The following is a 20078-nucleotide window of genomic DNA, read 5'->3' as shown; positions in this document are numbered from 1 at the left end:
ACCGATCGGCCGGAACGCCGCGACGGCACCACCTCTAGGCTGGCCGTGTGAAGAAGTACCTCCCCGCGCTCGCCCTGGACGTCGTCCTCGTCATCGTGTTCTGCGCCATCGGCCGTCGCAGTCACGACGAAGCCAACGCCCTGACGGGCCTCGCGACCACGGCCTGGCCGTTCCTGTCCGGTCTGGCCGTCGGCTGGCTCGCGACCGTCGCGCTCTACCGCGACAAGTTCGACGCGTTCCTCATCGTCCCGACGGGCATCGTGGTGTGGTTGTCGACGCTCGTGGTGGGCATGGTGCTGCGCGTGGTGAGCGGCCAGGGCACGGCGTTCAGTTTCGTCATCGTGGCGGGCACCGTTCTCGCCGTGTTCCTCCTCGGCTGGCGTGCCGTCGCGAGGATCGTGACGAAGGCCCGCGCCACCACCTGATCACAGCGAATCGCCCCGACGGCACACGAACTTCCGCTCGAGGTGGGACAGTTTTCCCATGAGTGACACCATCGATCCGGCCCGGGACGAGAAGCGGTCCGACCGCGGTTTCTTCGGCCAGCCGTTCGCCCTGGCGAACCTGTTCGGCGTCGAGATGTGGGAGCGATTCTCCTTCTACGGGATGCAGGGCATCCTGATCTATTACCTCTACTATTCGGCCGCCGACGGCGGTCTGGGAATCGCCGAATCGTCCGCGACCAGCATCGTCGGCGCCTACGGCGGCACGGTGTATCTGTCCACCATCCTGGGAGCGTGGGTCGCGGACCGGCTCCTGGGCTCCGAACGCACGCTGTTCTACAGCGCCATCCTCGTCATGCTCGGCCACATCGCGCTGGCGGTGTTTCCGGGCCTGTGGGGAGTGGGCATCGGCCTGGTCTGTGTCGCGTTCGGCAGCGGTGGGCTCAAGGCCAACGCCACGTCCCTGGTCGGCGATCTCTACGACGAGCAGGACGAGCGCCGCGACGCCGGATTCTCCATCTTCTACATGGGTATCAACCTGGGCGCCCTGGTCGGCCCGCTGCTGACGGGCTGGGCGCAGGACGCCATCGGCTTCCATGCGGGCTTCGCGCTCGCCGCGATCGGGATGGCGCTCGGACTGATCCAGTACACGCTCGGCCGCAAGCACCTCCGGGGTGTCGGCGCCGAGCCGACCAACCCGCTCCCCCGCGACCAGCGCACCAAGTGGATCGCGATCGGCGCCGGCGCGGTGATCGTGATCGCCGCACTGTCGCTCACCGGGGTGATCACCGCCGCCAACATGTCGGACATCGTCGTCGGTCTCACCATCGTCGCGGCGATCGGCTACTTCGCGATCATGCTGACGAGTAGCCGCATCACGTCGGTCGAGCGCAGCCGCGTCTACGCGTTCATTCCGATGTTCATCGCCAGCGCGGTGTTCTGGTCACTGTTCCAGCAGCAGTTCACCACCGTGGCCGTGTACTCGGACAAGCGACTCGACCGCAACCTGTTCGGCTGGGACTTCCCGCCGTCGTGGGTGCAGTCCATCAACCCGGTCTTCATCATCATCTTCGCGGGTGTGTTCGCCGCCGCGTGGACGAAGCTCGGCTCCCGTCAGCCGTCGTCGCCGATCAAGTTCGCGGCCGGCACGATCATCATGGGTATCGCGTTCCTGGCGTTCATCCCGATGTCGGGTGGCGGCGCCAACAGCGCACCGCTGCTGGGTCTGGCCGGCATCCTCCTGCTGTTCACGTTCGCGGAACTGCTGCTGTCGCCGGTCGGCCTGTCGCTCTCGACCAAACTGGCGCCCGAGGCGTTCCACACCCAGATGGTGGCGTTGTTCTTCCTGTCCGTCGCGCTGGGCACCGCGATGGCGGGCACGCTGGCCGGCTACTACGACGAGAACAACGAGGTCCCGTACTTCACCGCGGTCGGGCTCGGCTCGATCGCCGTGGGCGTGCTCCTCGCCATCGGGGCACCGTGGATCAAGCGTCTGATGAAGGGCGTGCACTGACCGCTGCGCTGCGAAACGGTCTCAGCGCACCCACAACCACACGGCCAAGCCGAATCCCGCCATCGCGATGACGACGCGCAGGATGGACGGCGGTATCCGCCTGACGACGGGCGGGCCGCACCATCCACCGGCCAGGGCGCCGATCGCCATCGCGGCGGCGGCGCCCCAGTGGACGGGGCCGAAGGCCGCGAACCCGATCGCGGCGACCAGGTTCGCGACGCCGAGGAGGAAGCTCTTCAGGATCGTGGCGCGCCAGATCTTCTCCGACGTGAGGATCAGGGCGATCGCCAGGAAGATCACGCCGGCGCCGGCACCGAAATACCCGCCGTAGATGGCGACGACGAACAGCGACACCGAGTAGGTGCGGGGCATGTCCCGCCCGCCCGCCAGCGCACGCAGGCGTGGTTGCAGCAGCAGCGCCAGCGCGGCGAACGCAACCATGAACGGGACGATCGCCTCGAACGACCCCGCGGGCGCCAGCAGCAGGATTCCCGCGCCGACCAGGCCGCCCGCCGCGGAGTACAGCGCCCACCGCCACAGCTTGGCACCGGTGTCGGCGACCTCCCGCGTCGAGTTGGACAGCGCGCCGACGCCGACCGCCACCATCGCGACCGTATTGGTCACATTGGCGGTCACGGGCGGCAGACCGACCGCGAGGAGCGCGGGATACGACACGATGGACGCCAGGCCGGTGACGAATCCGACCAGTCCTGCGAAGAACCCCGCTACGACGAGAAGACCGATATCAAGCAGGGACACAAGGTAGAAACTTACCCTTGCTCACTTACTCCCTCAGAACGACGGGTCCGCGCCCTCAGTTCGCCGGCTTCGCCATCTCACGGAAGAGCATGTCGGTCATCTTGATCGCGCGGTCGCCACCGTCGGCGTCGGCGACGAAGACCGCGAAGGCCAGGTCGCCGCGTGAGCCGTAGAACCAGCGGTCGTCGCCGCTCGCGCCGTTCATGCCCATGAGGTCCGGGTAGCCGTTGAGGAACGACGCACCGCCCCGCACCACGTTGTCGCGCATCATGCCCCGCAACTGGTCGTTGACGTTCGCCGGAAGCGGCTGAGCGGCCACGTCGGTGGTGCCCGGCTGTCCCTGGACGATCATCGGTGCCGGCGCGCTGCCCCGTGCGATCGACGCGGCCAGCATGGCCATCCCGAACGGCGTGACGGCGGGCAGGTCGCTGTCCTTACGGTTCATCACCTGGTTCATGCCCGACTGGTCGGCGGTGAAGACGGCGGTCTGATGGTCGAGGCCCGGGATCTTGTAGTTCATGCCGAGCCCGAGCTGATTGCCCGCCTTCTCGATGTCCTCGATCGACAGCGAGGACGGGTCGACGCCCTTCTGCAGTCCGGCGGCCTTCTTCACCAGGTCGAGGTTCGATCCGGCGTTGTAGAGACCCTGGAACGCGATCGGCCCCTGCTCCATCGCCTGGTTGTTCTGCGCGGCGGCCAGGACGGCGCCGGAGGACGGCTGGATCGCGACGATCGCCGCGGGAGTTCCGACGCTGACCACGGCCTCCTCGGCCGCCAGCTGCAGGTGGGAGTCCATCGTCGCGACGATGTCCGGTCCGGGCGGGCCCTGGAAACCCGCCTGCGGGATGAGCGTGCCGTCGGGGTCGACGAGGTGGACGGCCCAGCCGGCCGTCGCGTCCCGGTTGGCCTGCCACACCTTGCGCAGCGGATCCAGCAGCGGCGTCGTGATGCGCCGATCCGACGTGATGAGTTTCGGCGTCTTGATGGTGATTACGCCGGGGATCGCGAGGTCCTCCTCGAGGAATTGCCAGTCCTGGTCGCGCAGCAGCACGGCGGTGACCTGCTGGCCGGGCTTCTCGGCCATCTCGGCCATCATCGAGTCGGCCGTCACGAGGGGAGCCACCGGCTCGAGGACCTCCGCGAGACGCCGGGTGGTCGCCACCGGATCGGGCATCGTCGCGGGATCGAGGGTGACCGAGTTGATGGTCTGCTCGTTCATGAGCAGCCCGCCGAGTGCGTCGAAGACTCGCGGCGGTGCGGCGTCCGTCCGGTCGTAGCGGACGACGCGGCCGTTGCCGAGGTCGGGCGCGAGGATTGACGGATCCCAGGAGATGCGCCAGCCGACGGACAGGTTCCGCACGCCGCCCTGAACCTGGTAGGTCCAATCCTTGCCCTCACCGAAGTGCCAAGCGGCACCGACGGTGAAGAAGCCGGAATCCGAGCCGAGATCCATGAACTGGGTGACGTCGAACTCGGCGTCCTCGGGGTGGAGGCCGTCGAACATCTGCTGTATCGCCGTCTCGGCGGCGTTGGGATAGGAGGTCTGCGCTGCAGCGGCAGCGGCGTCGCCCTCGTTGAGCGCGTTGACGAAATCGTCGACGACCGATTCCGCGGTCGCCTCCTCTTTCGACAGCACGCACGACGCCAGAATCACGGCCAGAACGACTGCCGACGTCAGGGCGATCACATATCGGTTACGGCGGCCAAGCGATCGTCCATTCCCCATGTCCACCATCTTGCTTTCAGTCACATGCGTAACAAGCACCATTTGCCTACGAAGGAGTTACGGTTGAGCCACAACTTATCCCCGAACAGCAACGCGTGAACGGGTTTAGCGAAGAAAACGCCCCGCAGCCTGCACCGCAGGGGCCGAACTGTCACCTGTTGCAACAAAGACCGCAAATGCTAGGTCGTCCTTGATTCCGACGAACCAGCCGTGAGCGGGACCACTTCCGGACTCGGCCGTGCCCGTTTTACCGAGCAGCCCCGGAATGTCCTGCAGCGCAGTCGCGGTACCTCCCGTCACAGTTTCACGCATCATCGTCCGGATGTCGGCGGTGACGTTCGCGGGGACGGCGGGCGCCGCCTTGTCGGCGGTCCCGCGTTGTCCCTGCACGATCATCGGCGCCGGCGTGGAACCGTCCGCGATCGATGCGGCCACCATAGCCATGCCGAACGGCGACGCGGTGACCTGCCCCTGCCCGATCGCGGACTCGACCCGGGCGGCGGGACTGTCGGCGATCGGCACGTTGCCGGTGACGGTGGTCAGTCCGGGCGTGACGTAGTCGACGCCGAGCCCGAACTGCAGCGCGGCCTTCTGCAGGGCGTCGGGCGGCAGCCCGACCGCGAGCCGTCCCATGGTGGTGTTGCAGGAACGGGCGAACGCGGTGTGCAGCGGGACCGCGCCGAGGTCGAAGTTGTCGTCGTTGGGGATCTGCCTGCCCTCGATGTTCTCGGTGCCGGGGCAGGGCAGGACGGTGTCCGGGGTGGCGGCACCGGCCTGCAGCGCGGCGGACGTCGTCACCGTCTTGAACGTCGACCCCGGCGGGTACAGGCCGGTGAGCGCGATCGGGCCGAGCGCGTCGGCCGGGGCGTTCTGCGCGACCGCGAGCACCTCACCCGTGGAGGGTCGCAGGGCGACGATCGCGGCCTGCTGCGGCACGTCGGCGAGCGCCCGCTCTGCGGCCATCTGCATCGGGAGGTCGAGGGTCGTCGCGATGTCGGGGGCATCGGGACCCTGTTCCCCGGCGACGCTCTTCGCCGAGCCGTCCTGCCCGACCAGTTGCACCGCCCAGCCCGCGGACGCGTCCTGCCCCTGCTGCCACAGGTCGCCGAGCCCCGCCAGGGTGGGCGAGGCCAGCGCCTTGTCCGTGCTGAGCAGCCTGGTCTGCGGGGCGAGCGTGACGCCGGCCAGTTGCCGCAACTGCGGTTCGATCGGTGCCAGGTCCTCGGCGCGCAACGAGATGGCCGTGACCGGCTTGCCCTGGGCGCCGGCCAGATCCTGCTGGAGCGAGGCCGCGGTGATGGTCGGCGCGACGGGCGACAGCAACGACGCGACCGCCGCGGTGTCGGCGCCCTGGTCGAGGTTGACGAGCGTGACGACCTGTTGCTCGAGGATCGGGGCGCCACCCGCGGCGAGGACCTTCGGCGGGGTGCCCGTCGTGGTGGTGTAGCGGACGGTGGTGTCGTCGGTGAGTCCGGGTGCGAGCACGGCCGGGTCCCAGACGATCTTCCAGTCGTCGCCTTCCTTGGTGGCGTTGCCGGTGGTGCTGTACTTCCATTCCTGCCCCGGGGCGAACGGCCACGACACGTCCATCGTGAACGTTCCGCCGTTTTCGCCCGACTCCTGCACGTCGGTGCGGGTGTACGTGCCGTCCTGGTTTCCGAGCCCGTCGTACATGGCGGTGATCGCGGCGGTGGCGGCGGCCGGGTCGGTGGTGAGTGCGGCGGCAGCCTGCACGTCGTCGCTGTTCAGGGCGTCGGCGAACTGTTGCGACACGGTGTCGGGTTGGTCCGGCCCGAAGAGTCCGCAGGCGGAGAGCACCGTCGCGAGGACAGCGATTCCGGCGGTGGCCTTCCGGGTGGGGGTGGGACGGATGGGGCTGTGACGAACGGTTGAGGTGCGCACGGACTCGATCATGCCTGACGTGGTGGCGCGCTTCGAATAATCGGTGTAATCATGTAATCAGTGCTGCATCACGGTGATGGCGGCACCCGGCTCCCAGGAGGACGCCATGAGAAACGCACAAGGTCCGGGCCCCCGTCGCTTCGGCCGCCCCGGTGGATGGCAGCAGGCGGATGTCCCCGACGCGAGCGACGCGGCCGAGTGGTTCGCCGGCCGACTTCCGGACGACTGGTTCACCGGCCCCGCGACCGTCGAGGTCGACCGGGAGGAGATCGTGGTGGTCGGCGAGTTGCCGCCCGTCGAGTCCGCCGAGTCCGGTTCCGAGGCCGCGATCGACGGGCGCATCTCGCGGTTCCGCGAAACGACCCGGGGCGATCGGATGCGGATCGCGGACGAGGCCGAGCGGCGCTACGGGCGCAAGGTCGCGTGGGGCGTCAGCCTCGACGACCACAAGACGCTGTTCACCCACCTCGCGGTTCCGGTCATGACCCGGCTCCGCCAACCCGAACGGAAGGTTCTCGACACGCTCGTCGACGCCGGCGTGGCGCGGTCGCGGTCGGACGCGCTGATGTGGACGGTGCGCCTGGCGGGCCAGCACAGCGAACAATGGCTGGCGGAACTGCGCGAGGCCATGGCGAAGGTGGACGAACTCAGGGCCGACGGTCCCCAGATCTAATTCGATTGCGCGGGCATCGGCGGCGTCCTATCGTGAACGTCACCGATGCGCACCGGGCGCGTGAGACAGAGGGGAACGGTCCATTGCTCCTGACGAGGTAGTTACGCGAGTCTTCATCCGCACACACCTCGGGAGTACCCCATGGCCCAGTCATATCTGTCCCTGTCCGACCTCACGTTCACCTGGCCCGACGGCGAACCCGTCTTCGACGGCCTCGACGCCGTCTTCGGCCCCGGACGCACCGGCCTGGTCGGTCTCAACGGTTCCGGAAAATCCACGCTGCTCCGGCTGATCGCCGGGCGCCTGCGCCCCGACCGCGGGTCGGTGACGGCGCAGGGCGAGGTCGCGTACCTGCCGCAGGACATCACGCTCGACCCCACGCTGACGATCGACCGGATCCTCGGCATCGACGATCTTCGGGCGGCGTTGCACCGCATCGAGTCCGGCGACGGCACGCCAGAGGATTTCGATGCCGCGACCGGCCGCTGGGACATCGAGGAGCGAGCGGTCTCGACGCTGCACCGGCTCGGTCTCGAGCGGGTGCTCGGCAGCACGTCCGACCTCGACCGCACCGTCGGCACCCTGTCGGGTGGTGAGACCGTACTGCTCGGCCTCACCGCTCAACTGTTGACGGAACCGGAAGTGTTACTCCTCGACGAGCCCACCAACAACCTCGACGGCGCGTCCCGCAGCAAGCTCTACGAGGTGGTGCAACAGTTTCCGGGCACGCTGCTGGTGGTCAGCCACGACCGCGCCCTGCTCGACCTCATGACGTCCATCGCGGAACTGCGCGGCGGCGAGATCCGCATGTTCGGCGGGAACTTCAGTGCGTACCAGGAGATCGTCGAGGCGGAGCAGGAGACCGCGCGAGCCGCGGTGCGCGACGCCCGCAGCGACGTGCAGAAGCAGAAGCGCGAACTCGTCGAGGCCCGGATCAAGATCGACCGTCGTAAGCGGTACGGGCAGAAGATGTTCGAGAACAAGCGCGAACCGAAGATCGTGATGGGACTGCGGAAGCGGCAGGCGCAGGAGTCCGCGGGAAAGCTGCGGAACAATCACATCGCGAAGGTCGACGAGGCACGGGAATCGTTGACGGAAGCCGAGAGTGCCCTGCGGGACGACCGTGAGGTGCGCATCGATCTGCCCGCCACGGAGGTGTACTCGGGTCAGGAGGTGGTCTCCGTCCGGGACCTGAGCCTGCGCAGCGGACAGCAGGTGTCGCTGGACGTGGTCGGTCCCGAGCGGATCGCCCTCGTCGGACGCAACGGCGTCGGGAAGACGACCCTGCTCGACGCCGTCGTGGCGGCGGGACCGCGGGTACCGTTCAAGGCCCTGCCGCAGCGACTCGACGTGTTCGACGAGTCACTGACGGTCGCCGAGAACGTGGCTGCGGCGGCGCCGCACGCGTCGCAGGAACAGATCCGCGCCCAGCTCGCCCGGTTCCTGTTCCGGGGCAACGATTCCGATGTTCTCGCGTCGGCACTGTCGGGCGGGGAACGGTTGCGGGCCGCCCTCGCGACCATCCTGCTGGCCGAGCCCGCCCCGCGACTGCTGCTGATGGACGAGCCGACGAACAACCTCGACCTGCCGAGCCTCGCGCACCTCACGCAGGCGCTCCGCAGCTACCGCGGCGCCTTGATCGTGGTCAGCCACGACCGGCAGTTCCTTCACGACATCGGCGTCACCCGGTGGCTGGAACTGACCGACGAGGGCCTCCGGCCTTGTGCGCCTTTCGGGTAGTCCCAGCTACCGGAAAGGCGCACGAGCGCCGGAGGCGCCTACTCGGCGACCCCGATGTCCTCGTTCCAGAGTTCGGGCCGGGCCTGGATGAATTCGGTCATCAGGTCGATGCAGTGCTGATCGCGCAGGACGGTCACGTCGACGCCGTTGTCGCGAAGCCAGTCGTGACCGCCGGTGAACGTGACGCTCTCCCCCACGACGATCGCGCCGATGTTGAACTGCCGGACCAGCCCGCTGCAGTACCAGCACGGCGACAGGGTGGTCACCATGATCGTCGAGCGGTAGTCACGCTGGCGCCCGGCGGCGCGGAACGCGTCCGTCTCACCGTGCACGGAGGGGTCGCCGTGCTGAACCCGCCGGTTGCGGCCGCGGCCCAGCAGGGTTCCGTCGCCGGCGAACAGCGCGGCCCCGATCGGGATTCCGCCCTCGCGTCTGCCGAGTTCCGCCTCGGCGATCGCCACGGCCAGCAGTTCCTGGGGGTCGAGCGCCGGCCGCGAGGAGTTCGGGGGAATCGACATGCCACCAGTATCGCTCCGCACCCGTGCGTCCGGGCGCACTCCGGGAGTCGGCCGCGAAGCGCGTGATGCAGACTGGGCGGGTGCAGCACGCTACCAATCCCGTCGACGGCGTCCGGATCGCGTACCGGACCGTCGGCGACGGGGAGCCTCTCGTCCTCGTTCACGGCACGGCCCTCTCCCACGCGATCTGGCGCGGGTTCGGTTACGTCGCCGCGCTGCGTGATCGGTACCGGCTGATCCTGGTCGATCTGCGGGGCCACGGGCGCAGCGACAAGCCGCACGACGAGGACGCGTACGCGATGGACCTGCTGAGCGGCGACGTCCTGGCGGTCCTCGACCACCTGGAGGTTCCCAGCGCACACGTGCTGGGGTATTCGCTCGGCGGCCGGGTCGCGCTGGCGTTGGCGGTCGGCGCGCCCGAACGCCTGGAAAGCCTGATCGTCGGCGGCGGCAGCAGCCTCCCGCAGGCCGGCGCGTTCGACCGGCTGTTCTTCCCCGGCTGCATCGACGTTCTCGAACGGGACGGCATGGACGCGTTCCTGGCGCAGTGGAATGCCCGGCGCGCGTGGCCGATCGACGCCGGGACGCGGGCGGCGTTCATGGCGAACGACGCGAAGGCGCTCGCCGCGTACATGCGTCGTTCCGGTGTGGAGCCGGGAGTCGACGACGACGTCCTGCGCCGGATCGCCGTCCCCACCCTGCTGTTCGTCGGCTCGGACGACGCCGAGAGGATCGGCGACACCCGGCGGGTGGCCGCGCTGATTCCCGGTGCGTCGCTGACGATCCTGCCCGGGTTCGACCATTCGACGGCCGTGGCCGCGAGCACCGAGGTGCTCGCGGCCGTCGAACCGTTTCTCGCGTCGGTGCGGGGCGCTACATCCACTCGACCAGCTGGATGATCACCCCGTTCGGGTCGCTCATCTGGAAGTAGCGTTCGCCCCACGGCTCGGTTTCGATGGGCGTGACGATCGGGACGCCCTCCGCCTGCAGTCGCTCGTATTCGCCGTCGATGCCGTCGACGACGAGGGCGATCAGCAACCCCTGGCCGGCGGCACCGGCGATCTGCGCGGGTTTGAACGTCTCCAATCCGGTCTTCAGGAAGACCAGGTTGAAGCCGACGTCCGCACGCTTCAGTGACACGAAGCCCTCGGCGGCCATTTCCTCGACGAAACCCAGGTGGGATTTGGCGAACTCGGCCGACGCGACGGGGTCTGCGACGTTCAGCGACAGTGCGCTCGCGGTGACCTTCACGGTGTGTCCTTTCGTTGACGACACCCCACTAACGTACGCCGTACGACATTTGTTCCCGGGCGGGCCTCACATCGCCAGTAGGCCCTTCGCGATGTGCGTCACCTGGATCTCGTTGCTGCCGGCATAGATCATGAGCGACTTCGCGTCGCGCGCGAGCTGCTCGACCCGGTACTCGGCCATGTAGCCGTTGCCGCCGAACAGTTGCACCGCCTCCATCGCCACCTCGGTGGCGGCCCGCGAGGAGTAGAGCTTCATCGCCGACGCCTCCGCGAGGCTCACCCGATCCCCCGCCGCGGTGCGCTCGATCGCGTTGAAGACCATGTTCTGCACGTTGATGCGCGCGATCTCCATCTCGGCGAGCTTGAGCTGGACGAGCTGGAACTGGGCGATCTCCTTGCCCCACAGCTTGCGGGACCTGGCGTAGTCGACGCAGAGCCGGTGACACTCGTTGATGATGCCGAGCGACAGCGACGCGATACCGATCCGTTCGGCCGCGAAGTTCTCCTTCGCGCTGGCCTTGCCGTCCGACTTGCCGCCGTCCTCCGTCTCACCGAGCAGACGGTCGCGGGTGACGCGCACGTTGTCGAAGAACAGCTCCCCGGTGGGCGAGGAGTTCATGCCCATCTTCTTGAACGGCGCACCCTGGGTGAGCCCCTCCATGCCTGCGTCGAGGACGAACGCGAGCACCTTCCGGTCGCGGCGATCGACGGACGAGTCTCCCTCGTCGAGTTTCGCGTAGACGACGAGGACGTCGGCGTAGGGACCGTTGGTGATGAACGTCTTCTGCCCGTTGAGGATGTAGTCGTCGCCGTCGCGGCGCACGTAGGACTTCATGCCGCCGAACGCGTCCGAGCCGGAGTCGGGTTCGGTGATCGCCCACGCTCCGACCTTCTCGAACGTGACCAGACCGGGCAGCCAGCGCTCCTTCTGCGCCAGCGTCCCGCGACTGCGGATGGTGCCCGCCGCAAGTCCGAGACTCACCCCGAGCGACGCGACGAGCCCGAGGCTGACGCCTGCCAGTTCGGCGTTCATGATGACGCCCATGCTGCCCGCGCCGCCGAGGCCGCCGGATTTCTCCTCCTTCGCGCCGGCCGCAGCGTCGCCGCTTCGCTCGCGGTCCAGGGACTTCTCCAGCGCGTCCCGGGCCATCTCGTCCAGGCCGAAGGTGGCGAAGAGCTTGCGGATGATGTCGAACGGAGGCAGTTCGCCGGTCTCCAGCTTGTCGACGTGCGGTCGAATCTCCTTGTCGATGAAGCCGCGGATCGCGTCGCGGAACATCAGGTCGGTGTCTGACCACTCATACATGCCGGGCACTCCAGTCGCCGAGAGACAAAGGGTTGCCGCAAATATAGAACACGTTCCTATTCTTGGACAGGTGTGCCGATCCACTTCGACCTCAGCCGGTCGAGGGTGCCGTCCGCGGCAAGGGTGCGCTGCGCCGACTCGATGCGGTCACGCAGCCCCTGATCACCGGTGCGGACGGCGACGGCGATCTCCTCACGGGAGATGCCCCGTTCGACCACCTCGACGTGCGGGCGGTCCCGGACCAGCCAGGTGAGGACCGGCGCGAGTTTCATGACGGCGTCGCACCCGCCCGACGACAGGTCGTCGAGGGCCTGCCCGATCCGGTCGTAGGCGTACACGCGGATCGCGCCCGCGCGGCCCTGCGCGACCAGTCGATCCACGATCGGCTGACTGGTGTTGCCGTGCTGGACACCGACGGTCAGGCCGCGCAGGTCGTCGACCCCGCGCACGCCCGGGTGCCGGGCCGTGTCGACGGCGAGGGACTGACCCGACACGAGGTACGGAGCACAGAAATCGGCGCGCGCCCGCCGCTCCGGCGTCACGGTGGTTCCCGAGGCGATGCAGTCGAATTCGCCGTCCGCCAGCGCATCGAAGATGCCGTTGAAATCGGTGCCCCGGTACGGCACGAGCGACCATGCGAGGCCGAGTTCCCGCGCGACGGCCCGCGTGAACTCGACGTCGAAACCCGCAGGCTCCCCACCGTCCCGGAACTCGAACGGCGGGTCGGGCAGAGCCGAACCCACCCGCAGTACGCGCGTTTCCGCCGTCATGCCGCCCCTCTCCGCCGCAGCGAGCGCCTACGAACCGATCAGCCCCAACCGCTGTGCCAGCCAGGGCAATTCCTTCTCCAGCCCGGCGGACCACACGGCGAAGCTGTGCCCGCCCGGCACTTCCACGTACTGCACGTCCATCCCGGCGTCCTTCGCGGCCTGATAGACCTTCTGCGCACCCGGCTTGTAGGCGTCGTCGTCACTGCCGATCACGAAGACCCCCGCCGTGTCCGGGTACTTCTTCGACGCCATCAGATCCAGCGGATTGACCCGCTTGAACGCCGCCTCGTCACCGCCGAAGCCGTCGTCGAGCGTGCGCTGGTGGTCGCCGAGGGTGGGTGCCTCCTGACCCGAGATGTCGAGGAACGTCGGGTACACGTCGGGATAGTTGGTGGCCATCTGCAGCGAGCAGGTGCCGCCGTACGACAGGCCGCCGATGGCCCACGCCTCGGGATCCGGGTTCACCTGCAGGTTCGACTTCACCCAGGACGGAACGTCCTTCGCCAGATACGTGGCCACGTTGCCCAGCTTCGAGTCGACGCACAGGGGGTTCGCGATCTGCGAACCGGTGCCGTCCGCCACCACCACGATCGGGGCGAGCCCGTTGTGTTTCGCGGCGAACTCGTTCATCGTGGTGGCCAGCTTCCCGCCGGCGAACCAGTCCTCCGGCGCGCCGGGCTGACCGGCCAGCATCACGAGGACGGGCAGCAGCGGGCGAGGGTTGGCGAAGTAGGCGGGCGGAAGGTAGATCTCGGCGTCGCGGGCGGCGAACCCCGACGCCGTCCCGGGGACGGGCGCCGTCAGAACCCGCCCCTCGGCGGGCATCCCGGGCGGGGCCGTCCACGACGCGTCGAGTGGCGTTCCCGTCACCACGTTCCCGGTGGCGCTGCCGAGGTCGTTCATCTGGACCCGGTCGAACGGTTCCGCGCCGAACGCCGTGCCCACCGTGGGGTAGGCGTCGAACACCAGGTTGATCTGGGTCGCCGACGCGAGCAGGACGGCGACGACCGCGAGCACCGACACGACGGCGGCCTTCACCGTCCGGCCGGCGCGGATCCGCGGCACGAGCAGGACGATCGCGAAGAGCCCCAGACCGATCCACACGTAGATGGAGATCTCGATGGGGTCGGGGAACGGCCGGAGGACCTTCTCGACCATCACATACAGGACGACGGTGACGACCACCGACACGGCCAGGCAGATCGGAATCGCCTTCCGGCGGTACCACGGTGCGCGGGCGGCGAGCAGCCACACGCCGCCGAGCGCGCCGATCACCGTGAGGATCCAGGGCAGGGGCCCGGTGATCACACTGAGGTCGCTGAGCCAGTCCACCTCACGAAGCCTAGAGCGCGAACCCGCGCCGCGTCGGCGAGTCGGAGCGACCGTTAAAATTGCCGGGTGACATTCATCAAGGTCTGCGGCCTGCGCGACGAGGCCTCCGTCGATCTGGCGGTGCGCCTCGGCGTCGACGCCGTGGGTTTCGTCTTCGCCGACAGCGTCCGCCGGATCTCCCCCGAGGACGCCGCAGCGCTGACCCGCCGCGTCACCGCTCCGACGGTCGCGGTGGGTGTGTTCAAGGGCAGTTCGGTGGCGGAGGTGATCGACGTCGCCGCCGCGGCCGGTCTCGGGACCGTCCAGGTGCACGACCTGACGTCCGCCGCCGACGTCACCCGGTTGCGGGAGGCGGGCCTACGGGTGATCCGTGCGATGGTCGCCGGTGACACGTCGGGTGATTTCGGCGCGGACCGGGTTCTCGTCGACGGAGCGACCGCCGGCGCAGGCGTGCCCTGGGACTGGGCGAACCAGAGCCCGCCCGACGGCGAATGGATCCTCGCCGGCGGACTTCACCCGGGCAACGTGCGGACGGCCGTCGACGCGACCGGCGCGTGGGGTGTCGACGTGTCCAGTGGGGTCGAATCCTCGCGGGGTGTGAAGGATGCGGCGCTGATCGAGCAGTTCGTCGCCGCGGTCCGCTCCGGAGCCTGAGTCAGCCCGGCATCCCCGCGACGGAGTCGTCGGAGTCCCACGACGCGAGAACGGTCCGGATGCCCACGACCAGCGCGAGCGGCTGATCGATCATCACGTGGTGTCCGGCGTCGGGGATCTCGACCACCAGGGCGGTGGGCCCGAACCGGCGGCGCATGTCGTCCATCATGGCGTCGGTGACGATGCCGTTCTCGGCGCGGAAGTAGGCGAGGCGGCAGCGCGGGTCGGACGAGCCCAGATGGCCGCTGCCCTCGCGGGAGAAGAACGAGGAATCGAACTTCCACGACCACCCGCCCGCCACCTCCTCCATCGAGGTCTCCGCGACGTGCCGCAGCACGGCGGGCACCGCGGTGTCCTGCGGCGGGACGAACCGGAACCGCTCCAGCGCCGCGTCCCGCGACGGGTAGACCTTCTTCGGCCCGAACGCCCGCTGCCTGCGTGCTTCTTCCTCCTCCGGGGTGCGGGCGAGGACCGGCGAATCGATCAGCTGGACACCGGCCAGGTCCTCGCCGAACAGTTGCGCGGCCACGTAGGACACCATGCCGCCCATGCTGTGCCCGACCAGCACCGGCGCGCCCGAGATGCCCGCCGGCTTGGCGACGGCGAGGGCTTCTTCCGCCCACTGCTCCAGTCCGTATTCGGCGCGACGGTCGCTGTCACCGTGCCCGGTGAGGTCGAGTGCGACGACGCGGCGGCCCGTGGCCAGCATGGGCGCCACGTGGTCCCACCACCGGCAGTGGGCGGCGCCGCCGTGCACGAGCACGAGTCCGGGCGTCCCCGTCGGACCCCACGCACGGTAGTGGACCTCAGCGCCGGCGACGTCCACGCGGCCGATGTCGACCGGGGACGCCATCGCCGCGGTGAACCAGTGGGGCGCGTCCGTCTGCACGTTGCTCATTCACCGAACATACCGACCACGCGCAGACGCTCCCGGCCGCCCTACCGAAGGTCCAGCATGGCCGCGACCGCGCGTTCGGCCACCGGGAATCTGTCCGGGGCCAGATCGTGCCGGGCGCCCTCGAGTTCGACGAGCGTCGTCGGTGCGGGGATCAGTTCGAGGGCCGACCGCATTTCCCCGGTGGTCGCGAACGGGTCCTTGGAACCGTGCACCACCACGGCCGGGGTGCGGAGTCCGGGCAGGTGCTCGGTGCGGAGCTTCTCCGGCTTGGCCGGCGGATGCAGCGGGTACGACAGCAGGAGCAGCGCGTCGACGAGACCCGGACGCTCCGAGGCGAGCATGGACGCCTGACGCCCGCCGTACGAGTGCCCGCCCGCCCATACCGGTGCCGGCACCACCTCCCGCATCACGGCCACCGCGGCCGCGATGCCCTCCCGGTCCTCCGCCGCCTTCGACGGGTGCGGCGGACCGGACGCGCGGCGCAGCCGGAACGGGAGGTCGAACCGCAGGACCACCACCCCGTGCTGCACGAACCCCTCCGTCACGGCGCGCAACAGCTTTGTGTCGCAGTCACTTCCCGCTCCGTGGGTCAGGACCAGCCCGGCCGACACGTCTCCTTCGGGGCGGTGGAGATGCCCTCGCATGCCGTCGCGTTCCAGCAACTCGCTCATGCGGTTCACGGTAGTGGAATGCCGGGCCGTTCCAGTACACCGGCTGCCGGCGCGAAAGGCCCGTTGATTGCGATTGGCTCACGGTCTGTTTGCCGGGTTTGCGGGCTGGGTACCTTACAAACACGACTGCTGGGAGTAGCCAATGGACACCATGACCATCATCTGGATCATCGTCGCGATCGTCGTCGTGCTCGCCGTGGCCGCGCTGCTCATCGCGGCATCGCGCAAGCGCAACGCGCGCCGCCACCAGGAGGCCGACAGCATCCGCGCGAGGGCGCAGGAGCAGACGTCCGTCGTCGAGAAGCGTGAAGCACTGGCGGAGGAGACTGCGGCCAATGCACGGAAGGCCCAGGCAGAGGCAGAGGCGAAGGCCGCCGAGGCCAAGCGACTGCAGGTCGATGCGCAGACCCACCAGAACACGGCGACCACGTCTCGCGACGACCTGAAGCAGGAATGGAAGAGGGCGGACGAGCTCGATCCCGAGGTCAAGACGACGGGTGCCGCCTCGAACGACGCCCGCACCACCGATGCCCGGGCCGCGGACGCCCGCACCACCGACGTCGGGCCCGCCAATGCCCGGCCCGACGGCACCAGCTCCACGAATACCCATGGAGCACACGCGAAGCCGACCGATACGTCGTCGACGTAGCGTTCGAGTACGACAGTTACACCGGCCCGGTGCCGGTGCCCACACGGGAGGTCGGAAATGCGGATCGGACGGCTCCTGTCGCTGATCGTGATCATCTGGCTGATCATCGGCGCCATCGCCGTGTGGCAGCGCGGCTATTTCAAGGACGCGCAGGCCGATTGCGCCAGCGCCGGAACGATCGCCGTCACGGTCATCGCCGGCCCACTCAACTACGCGGGCGTGAACCCCAAGATCGATTGCGAAGTGCCGCAACCGAGTCAGTAGTTCCAGACCGTCAACCGAAAGAGGGAAGACCGTGATCGTTCTCGGAATCATCCTGCTCGTCATCGGCCTCGTCGCGGGGATCTCGATCCTCACGACGATCGGAATCATCCTTCTCGTCATCGGCCTCGTGCTGCTGCTGCTGGGCACGACGGGCCGCGCGGTCGGCGGGCGGAAGTACTGGTATTGACGTCGCCGAACATCCTTAATCATTGACTTTATCAATGATTGATAGATAGCTTCCTTTCGGGTACGCAGGCGTGCGACGCACGCCTGCCGACGAAAGGAACCTTGCATGTCATCGGTCGCACTGGAACGGACCATCTTCGACGCCGATCACGACGCGTTCCGGGACACCGTGCGCCGCTTCGCCGAACGTGATGTCGCCCCGCACCTTCGCGAGTGGGCCGATGCGGGGCAGGTCGACCGGGACGTCTATCGCCAGGCCGGCAAACTCGGGCTCCTCGGGATCAACGTCGAGGAGCGATTCGCCGGCGGCGGAACCGACGACTTCCGATTCAACGCCATCGTGATCGAAGAACTCTGCCGCGTCGGCGCGCCCGCCGTGGTGATGGGGCTGGCCGGCATCAACGACCTCGTCACGCCCTACCTCGCCTCGCTGGCGAACGAGGAGCAGAAGCACCGATTCCTGACACCCCTGTGCACCGGCGAGAAGATCGGCGCGATCGCCATGACCGAGCCTGGCGCGGGAAGCGACCTGGGCGCGATTTCCACGACCGCCGTCGTCGACGGCGACGACCTGGTCCTGAACGGCACCAAGATCTTCATCAGCAACGGCATGCTCGCCGACTTCGTGATCGTCGCGGCCAAGACGGATCCGGCCGCGGGCAAGAAGGGCGTAAGCCTGCTGGTGGTCGAAGCCGGAATGGACGGATTCACGCGCAACGGTCCGCTGCCCAAGGTCGGACTGAGCGCACAGGACACCGCCGAGCTCGTGTTCGACGACGTTCGCGTCCCCCGCGGGAACGTCCTCGGCGAACCGAACGCCGGCTTCGGCTACCTGCGCCACAACCTGCCCCAGGAGCGACTCAGCGTGGCGGTGACGTCCATGGCGTCGATGCGACGCACGTTCGACCAGGCCCTGACGTACATCTGCGACCGCACGGCATTCGGCCGGCGGGTGGCCGACTTCCAGGCCAACCGTTTCTATCTCGCGGAACTCGCCACCGAGATCGAGATCGCGCAGTGCTTCACCGACCGCTGCATCCTCGACGCCGCGCACGGCACGCTCGACGAGGTCACCGCGGCGATGGCCAAATGGTGGATCACCGAGCTGCAGCAGCGGGTCGTGCAGCGGGCGGTCCAGCTGCACGGCGGCTACGGATACATGCGCGAGTACGACGTCGCGCAGGACTATCTCGACTGCCGCGGCGGGCCGATCTACGCCGGCACCACCGAGATCATGAAGGAGATCATCGGGCGCAGGCTCACGCGGTCCTGACGGGTCCGGTTGCCGACCATGGTGATTCACACGCATCGCGGTCCCGGCGGCCGTCCGCGACCACGACACCCGAAGCGTTGTCGATTTCTTCCATTGACATCTTCAATGATTAATGTTTAATTGTGATCCGCGCTACACACGCGCTCCGCTCTGTTGTCCCACGCTCGGCCAAGGAGTATCGATGACGGTCACCGCCACCGCCGGCACCATGTCGGCCGCCCGACGCAAGAAGGAAGTTCGCAGGGTGATCCTGTCGAGCTACCTGGGCAGCACCATCGAGTTCTACGACTTCCTGCTCTACGCCACCGCCGCGTCCCTCGTCTTCGGACCCGTGTTCTTCGCCGACCTGGACCCGCTCGCCGCGACCATCGCGTCGATGGGAACGTTCGCCGCCGGCTACGTCGCACGCCCGCTCGGCGGAATCGTGTTCGGCCACTTCGGCGACACCGTCGGCCGCAAGGCGATGCTGCTGATCTCCATGACCGTCATGGGCATCGCGTCGTTCGCGATCGGGCTCATCCCCCCGCCCGAGATGATCGGGTCCTGGGCGGCGGTGCTCCTCGTCCTCCTCCGCGTCTGCCAGGGTCTCGCAGTCGGCGGCGAATGGGGTGGCGCAGCGCTGATGTCGCTCGAACACGCCGAACCCGGCAAGCGCGGCTTCGCCGCGGCGTTCACCAACGCGGGTGCGCCGACGGGCGCCCTGCTCGGCACCCTCGCCCTGGCCGCCGTGTCACTGCTTCCCGACGAGCAGTTCCTGACGTGGGGCTGGCGCATCCCGTTCCTGATCTCGGCGATCATGCTGGCCCTCGGTCTGTTCGTCCGGTCCAAGGTGTCGGAGAGTCCGCTGTTCACGGCGGCGCTGAAGGAGTCCGCGAAGAAAGAGACCTCCCCGCCCATCGTCACCATCCTGAAACGGCCCCGCGCGGTCGTCGTGGCGTCGATGAGCTGCATCGCGAGCTTCGGCATGCAGACCGCGTTCACCACGTTCGCCATCACCTACGCCGTGTCGAGCGGCGCCCAGCGGTCCGACGCGCTGCTGGCGTTCTCCTTCTGCCAGTTCTGCGCGATCTTCCTGGTCCTCGGATCGGCGCGACTGTCCGACCGGATCGGCCGTCGGCCGGTCATGCTCGCGGGACTCGCGGCGATGATTCTCAGCGTCTACCCGCTGTTCCTGTTGCTGGGCACGGGACAGTTCCTGTTCATCGCGCTCGCTTTCGTCGGGTACACCATCTGCCACTCGGCCACCTACGGGCCGATGGCCGCCTTCATCTCCGAGCAGTTCGGCACCCGCGCGCGCTACACCGGGGCCTCGCTCGGATACCAGCTGGCCACCCTCGTCGGCGCAGGGTTCACCCCCGTCATCCTCGCGTCGCTGTTCGCGTCGTCCGGCAAGTCGATCGTCCCGGTGGGACTGTTCATCATCGCACTGTGCGTGGTCAGTGCCGTCTTCCTCGCCGCGACGAAGGAAACCAAGGACAACGACCTGAGCGCCGACGCCCCGCCGGCCTGACACGAGCCCCGAGAGTAGTTTCGAAGAGAACGAGGAGTCAC

The 20078-nt window shown here is 68.3% G+C and carries 21 protein-coding genes; 11 read left to right on the top strand and 10 right to left on the bottom strand.

The window, feature by feature from the left end:
* Positions 1 to 47 precede the first annotated feature (47 nt).
* On the top strand, positions 48 to 425 hold the full coding sequence (locus ROP_RS25870) for a DUF3054 domain-containing protein (RefSeq protein WP_015888964.1): 378 nt from the start codon (positions 48 to 50) through the stop codon (positions 423 to 425).
* 58 nt (positions 426 to 483) lie between these two features.
* Entirely contained in the window at positions 484 to 1956 is a 1473-nt protein-coding gene (locus tag ROP_RS25865) for a peptide MFS transporter (RefSeq protein WP_015888963.1), read from the top strand.
* Between the two features lie 21 nt (positions 1957 to 1977).
* On the opposite strand, the gene ROP_RS25860 is transcribed toward ROP_RS25865, so the two are convergent.
* The 3 genes from ROP_RS25860 to ROP_RS25850 form a co-directional block, all read right to left on the bottom strand.
* The gene (locus tag ROP_RS25860; RefSeq protein WP_015888962.1) at positions 1978 to 2715 is read right to left on the bottom strand and encodes a sulfite exporter TauE/SafE family protein; all 738 of its coding nucleotides are present in this window, start codon (positions 2713 to 2715) and stop codon (positions 1978 to 1980) included.
* 55 nt (positions 2716 to 2770) lie between these two features.
* Positions 2771 to 4450 (bottom strand): NTF2-like N-terminal transpeptidase domain-containing protein, encoded by a 1680-nt coding sequence (locus ROP_RS25855; protein ID WP_080512523.1) that lies wholly within the window; start codon positions 4448 to 4450, stop codon positions 2771 to 2773.
* Between the two features lie 96 nt (positions 4451 to 4546).
* Positions 4547 to 6355, bottom strand: a complete 1809-nt coding sequence (locus ROP_RS25850) for a penicillin-binding transpeptidase domain-containing protein (RefSeq protein ID WP_015888960.1) — start codon at positions 6353 to 6355, stop codon at positions 4547 to 4549.
* Between the two features lie 94 nt (positions 6356 to 6449).
* Between ROP_RS25850 and ROP_RS25845 the strand changes: the two genes are divergently transcribed.
* Both ROP_RS25845 and ROP_RS25840 read left to right on the top strand, forming a co-directional pair.
* The gene (locus tag ROP_RS25845; protein ID WP_015888959.1) at positions 6450 to 7016 is read left to right on the top strand and encodes a hypothetical protein; all 567 of its coding nucleotides are present in this window, start codon (positions 6450 to 6452) and stop codon (positions 7014 to 7016) included.
* Between the two features lie 141 nt (positions 7017 to 7157).
* Entirely contained in the window at positions 7158 to 8756 is a 1599-nt protein-coding gene (locus tag ROP_RS25840; RefSeq protein WP_015888958.1) for an ABC-F family ATP-binding cassette domain-containing protein, read from the top strand.
* A 38-nt stretch (positions 8757 to 8794) separates the two neighbouring features.
* Here the strand turns inward: ROP_RS25840 and ROP_RS25835 are convergent, their stop codons facing one another.
* The gene (locus tag ROP_RS25835) at positions 8795 to 9274 is read right to left on the bottom strand and encodes a nucleoside deaminase (protein WP_015888957.1); all 480 of its coding nucleotides are present in this window, start codon (positions 9272 to 9274) and stop codon (positions 8795 to 8797) included.
* 65 nt (positions 9275 to 9339) lie between these two features.
* Here ROP_RS25835 and ROP_RS25830 point away from each other — a divergent pair, with 65 nt between their 5' ends.
* The gene (locus ROP_RS25830) at positions 9340 to 10173 is read left to right on the top strand and encodes an alpha/beta fold hydrolase (protein WP_015888956.1); all 834 of its coding nucleotides are present in this window, start codon (positions 9340 to 9342) and stop codon (positions 10171 to 10173) included.
* Here the strand turns inward: ROP_RS25830 and ROP_RS25825 are convergent.
* The 4 genes from ROP_RS25825 to ROP_RS25810 all read right to left on the bottom strand — a co-directional run bounded on the left by ROP_RS25825 (position 10148) and on the right by ROP_RS25810 (position 13932).
* Positions 10148 to 10525, bottom strand: a complete 378-nt coding sequence (locus tag ROP_RS25825) for a VOC family protein (RefSeq protein WP_015888955.1) — start codon at positions 10523 to 10525, stop codon at positions 10148 to 10150. The genes ROP_RS25830 and ROP_RS25825 overlap by 26 nt on opposite strands.
* A gap of 66 nt (positions 10526 to 10591) precedes the next feature.
* On the bottom strand, positions 10592 to 11830 hold the full coding sequence (locus ROP_RS25820) for an acyl-CoA dehydrogenase family protein (RefSeq protein ID WP_015888954.1): 1239 nt from the start codon (positions 11828 to 11830) through the stop codon (positions 10592 to 10594).
* A 56-nt stretch (positions 11831 to 11886) separates the two neighbouring features.
* Entirely contained in the window at positions 11887 to 12600 is a 714-nt protein-coding gene (locus tag ROP_RS25815) for an ABC transporter substrate-binding protein (protein ID WP_015888953.1), read from the bottom strand.
* A gap of 27 nt (positions 12601 to 12627) precedes the next feature.
* The gene (locus ROP_RS25810) at positions 12628 to 13932 is read right to left on the bottom strand and encodes an alpha/beta hydrolase (protein ID WP_015888952.1); all 1305 of its coding nucleotides are present in this window, start codon (positions 13930 to 13932) and stop codon (positions 12628 to 12630) included.
* A gap of 66 nt (positions 13933 to 13998) precedes the next feature.
* Here ROP_RS25810 and ROP_RS25805 point away from each other — a divergent pair, with 66 nt between their 5' ends.
* Positions 13999 to 14586, top strand: a complete 588-nt coding sequence (locus ROP_RS25805; protein ID WP_015888951.1) for a phosphoribosylanthranilate isomerase — start codon at positions 13999 to 14001, stop codon at positions 14584 to 14586.
* 1 nt (position 14587) lies between these two features.
* On the opposite strand, the gene ROP_RS25800 is transcribed toward ROP_RS25805, so the two are convergent.
* Both ROP_RS25800 and ROP_RS25795 read right to left on the bottom strand, forming a co-directional pair.
* Positions 14588 to 15484 carry an alpha/beta fold hydrolase gene (locus ROP_RS25800; protein ID WP_015888950.1) on the bottom strand — a complete coding sequence of 299 codons (897 nt, stop codon included), beginning with the start codon at positions 15482 to 15484 and terminating at the stop codon, positions 14588 to 14590.
* A 41-nt stretch (positions 15485 to 15525) separates the two neighbouring features.
* Positions 15526 to 16155: an alpha/beta hydrolase family protein gene (locus ROP_RS25795; protein WP_015888949.1), complete on the bottom strand. Its 630-nt coding sequence runs from the start codon at positions 16153 to 16155 to the stop codon at positions 15526 to 15528.
* Positions 16156 to 16297: 142 nt separating this feature from the next.
* Between ROP_RS25795 and ROP_RS25790 the strand changes: the two genes are divergently transcribed.
* The 5 genes from ROP_RS25790 to couT all read left to right on the top strand — a co-directional run bounded on the left by ROP_RS25790 (position 16298) and on the right by couT (position 20037).
* Complete coding sequence (locus ROP_RS25790) at positions 16298 to 16804, top strand: hypothetical protein (protein WP_015888948.1); 507 nt, start codon at positions 16298 to 16300, stop codon at positions 16802 to 16804.
* 57 nt (positions 16805 to 16861) lie between these two features.
* Positions 16862 to 17068, top strand: coding sequence for a hypothetical protein (locus ROP_RS25785; protein WP_015888947.1), 207 nt, complete (start codon positions 16862 to 16864; stop codon positions 17066 to 17068).
* A 31-nt stretch (positions 17069 to 17099) separates the two neighbouring features.
* Positions 17100 to 17255, top strand: coding sequence for a DUF6131 family protein (locus tag ROP_RS43565; RefSeq protein WP_005263616.1), 156 nt, complete (start codon positions 17100 to 17102; stop codon positions 17253 to 17255).
* 105 nt (positions 17256 to 17360) lie between these two features.
* A complete protein-coding gene (gene couH / locus ROP_RS25780) occupies positions 17361 to 18527 on the top strand; it encodes a dihydro-p-hydroxycinnamoy-CoA dehydrogenase (RefSeq protein WP_015888946.1) in 1167 nt (388 codons plus the stop codon).
* 181 nt (positions 18528 to 18708) lie between these two features.
* The gene (gene couT / locus ROP_RS25775) at positions 18709 to 20037 is read left to right on the top strand and encodes a p-hydroxycinnamate MFS transporter (RefSeq protein WP_015888945.1); all 1329 of its coding nucleotides are present in this window, start codon (positions 18709 to 18711) and stop codon (positions 20035 to 20037) included.
* Positions 20038 to 20078: the final 41 nt, after the last annotated feature.

Origin of the sequence: Rhodococcus opacus B4, from assembly GCF_000010805.1 — a bacterium.
In the GTDB taxonomy this organism is placed as follows: Bacteria; Actinomycetota; Actinomycetes; order Mycobacteriales; family Mycobacteriaceae; genus Rhodococcus_F; species Rhodococcus_F opacus_C.
The sequence above is the reverse complement of the archived record's forward strand: the minus strand, read 5'-3'. Positions and strand labels throughout refer to the sequence as shown.

Excerpts from the sequence above, each read along its gene's own strand:
- ROP_RS25830 (WP_015888956.1), top strand. The coding sequence starts at position 9,340 with ATGCAGACTGGGCGGGTGCAGCACGCTACCAATCCCGTCGACGGCGTC.
- ROP_RS25850 (WP_015888960.1), bottom strand. The coding sequence starts at position 6,355 with ATGATCGAGTCCGTGCGCACCTCAACCGTTCGTCACAGCCCCATCCGT.
- ROP_RS25840 (WP_015888958.1), top strand. The coding sequence starts at position 7,158 with ATGGCCCAGTCATATCTGTCCCTGTCCGACCTCACGTTCACCTGGCCC.
- ROP_RS25855 (WP_080512523.1), bottom strand. The coding sequence starts at position 4,450 with ATGGTGGACATGGGGAATGGACGATCGCTTGGCCGCCGTAACCGATAT.
- ROP_RS25815 (WP_015888953.1), bottom strand. The coding sequence starts at position 12,600 with ATGACGGCGGAAACGCGCGTACTGCGGGTGGGTTCGGCTCTGCCCGAC.
- couH (WP_015888946.1), top strand. The coding sequence starts at position 17,361 with ATGTCATCGGTCGCACTGGAACGGACCATCTTCGACGCCGATCACGAC.
- ROP_RS25795 (WP_015888949.1), bottom strand. The coding sequence starts at position 16,155 with ATGAGCGAGTTGCTGGAACGCGACGGCATGCGAGGGCATCTCCACCGC.
- ROP_RS25820 (WP_015888954.1), bottom strand. The coding sequence starts at position 11,830 with ATGTATGAGTGGTCAGACACCGACCTGATGTTCCGCGACGCGATCCGC.
- ROP_RS25790 (WP_015888948.1), top strand. The coding sequence starts at position 16,298 with ATGGACACCATGACCATCATCTGGATCATCGTCGCGATCGTCGTCGTG.
- ROP_RS25800 (WP_015888950.1), bottom strand. The coding sequence starts at position 15,484 with ATGAGCAACGTGCAGACGGACGCGCCCCACTGGTTCACCGCGGCGATG.
- ROP_RS25865 (WP_015888963.1), top strand. The coding sequence starts at position 484 with ATGAGTGACACCATCGATCCGGCCCGGGACGAGAAGCGGTCCGACCGC.
- ROP_RS25785 (WP_015888947.1), top strand. The coding sequence starts at position 16,862 with ATGCGGATCGGACGGCTCCTGTCGCTGATCGTGATCATCTGGCTGATC.
- couT (WP_015888945.1), top strand. The coding sequence starts at position 18,709 with ATGACGGTCACCGCCACCGCCGGCACCATGTCGGCCGCCCGACGCAAG.
- ROP_RS25845 (WP_015888959.1), top strand. The coding sequence starts at position 6,450 with ATGAGAAACGCACAAGGTCCGGGCCCCCGTCGCTTCGGCCGCCCCGGT.
- ROP_RS25835 (WP_015888957.1), bottom strand. The coding sequence starts at position 9,274 with ATGTCGATTCCCCCGAACTCCTCGCGGCCGGCGCTCGACCCCCAGGAA.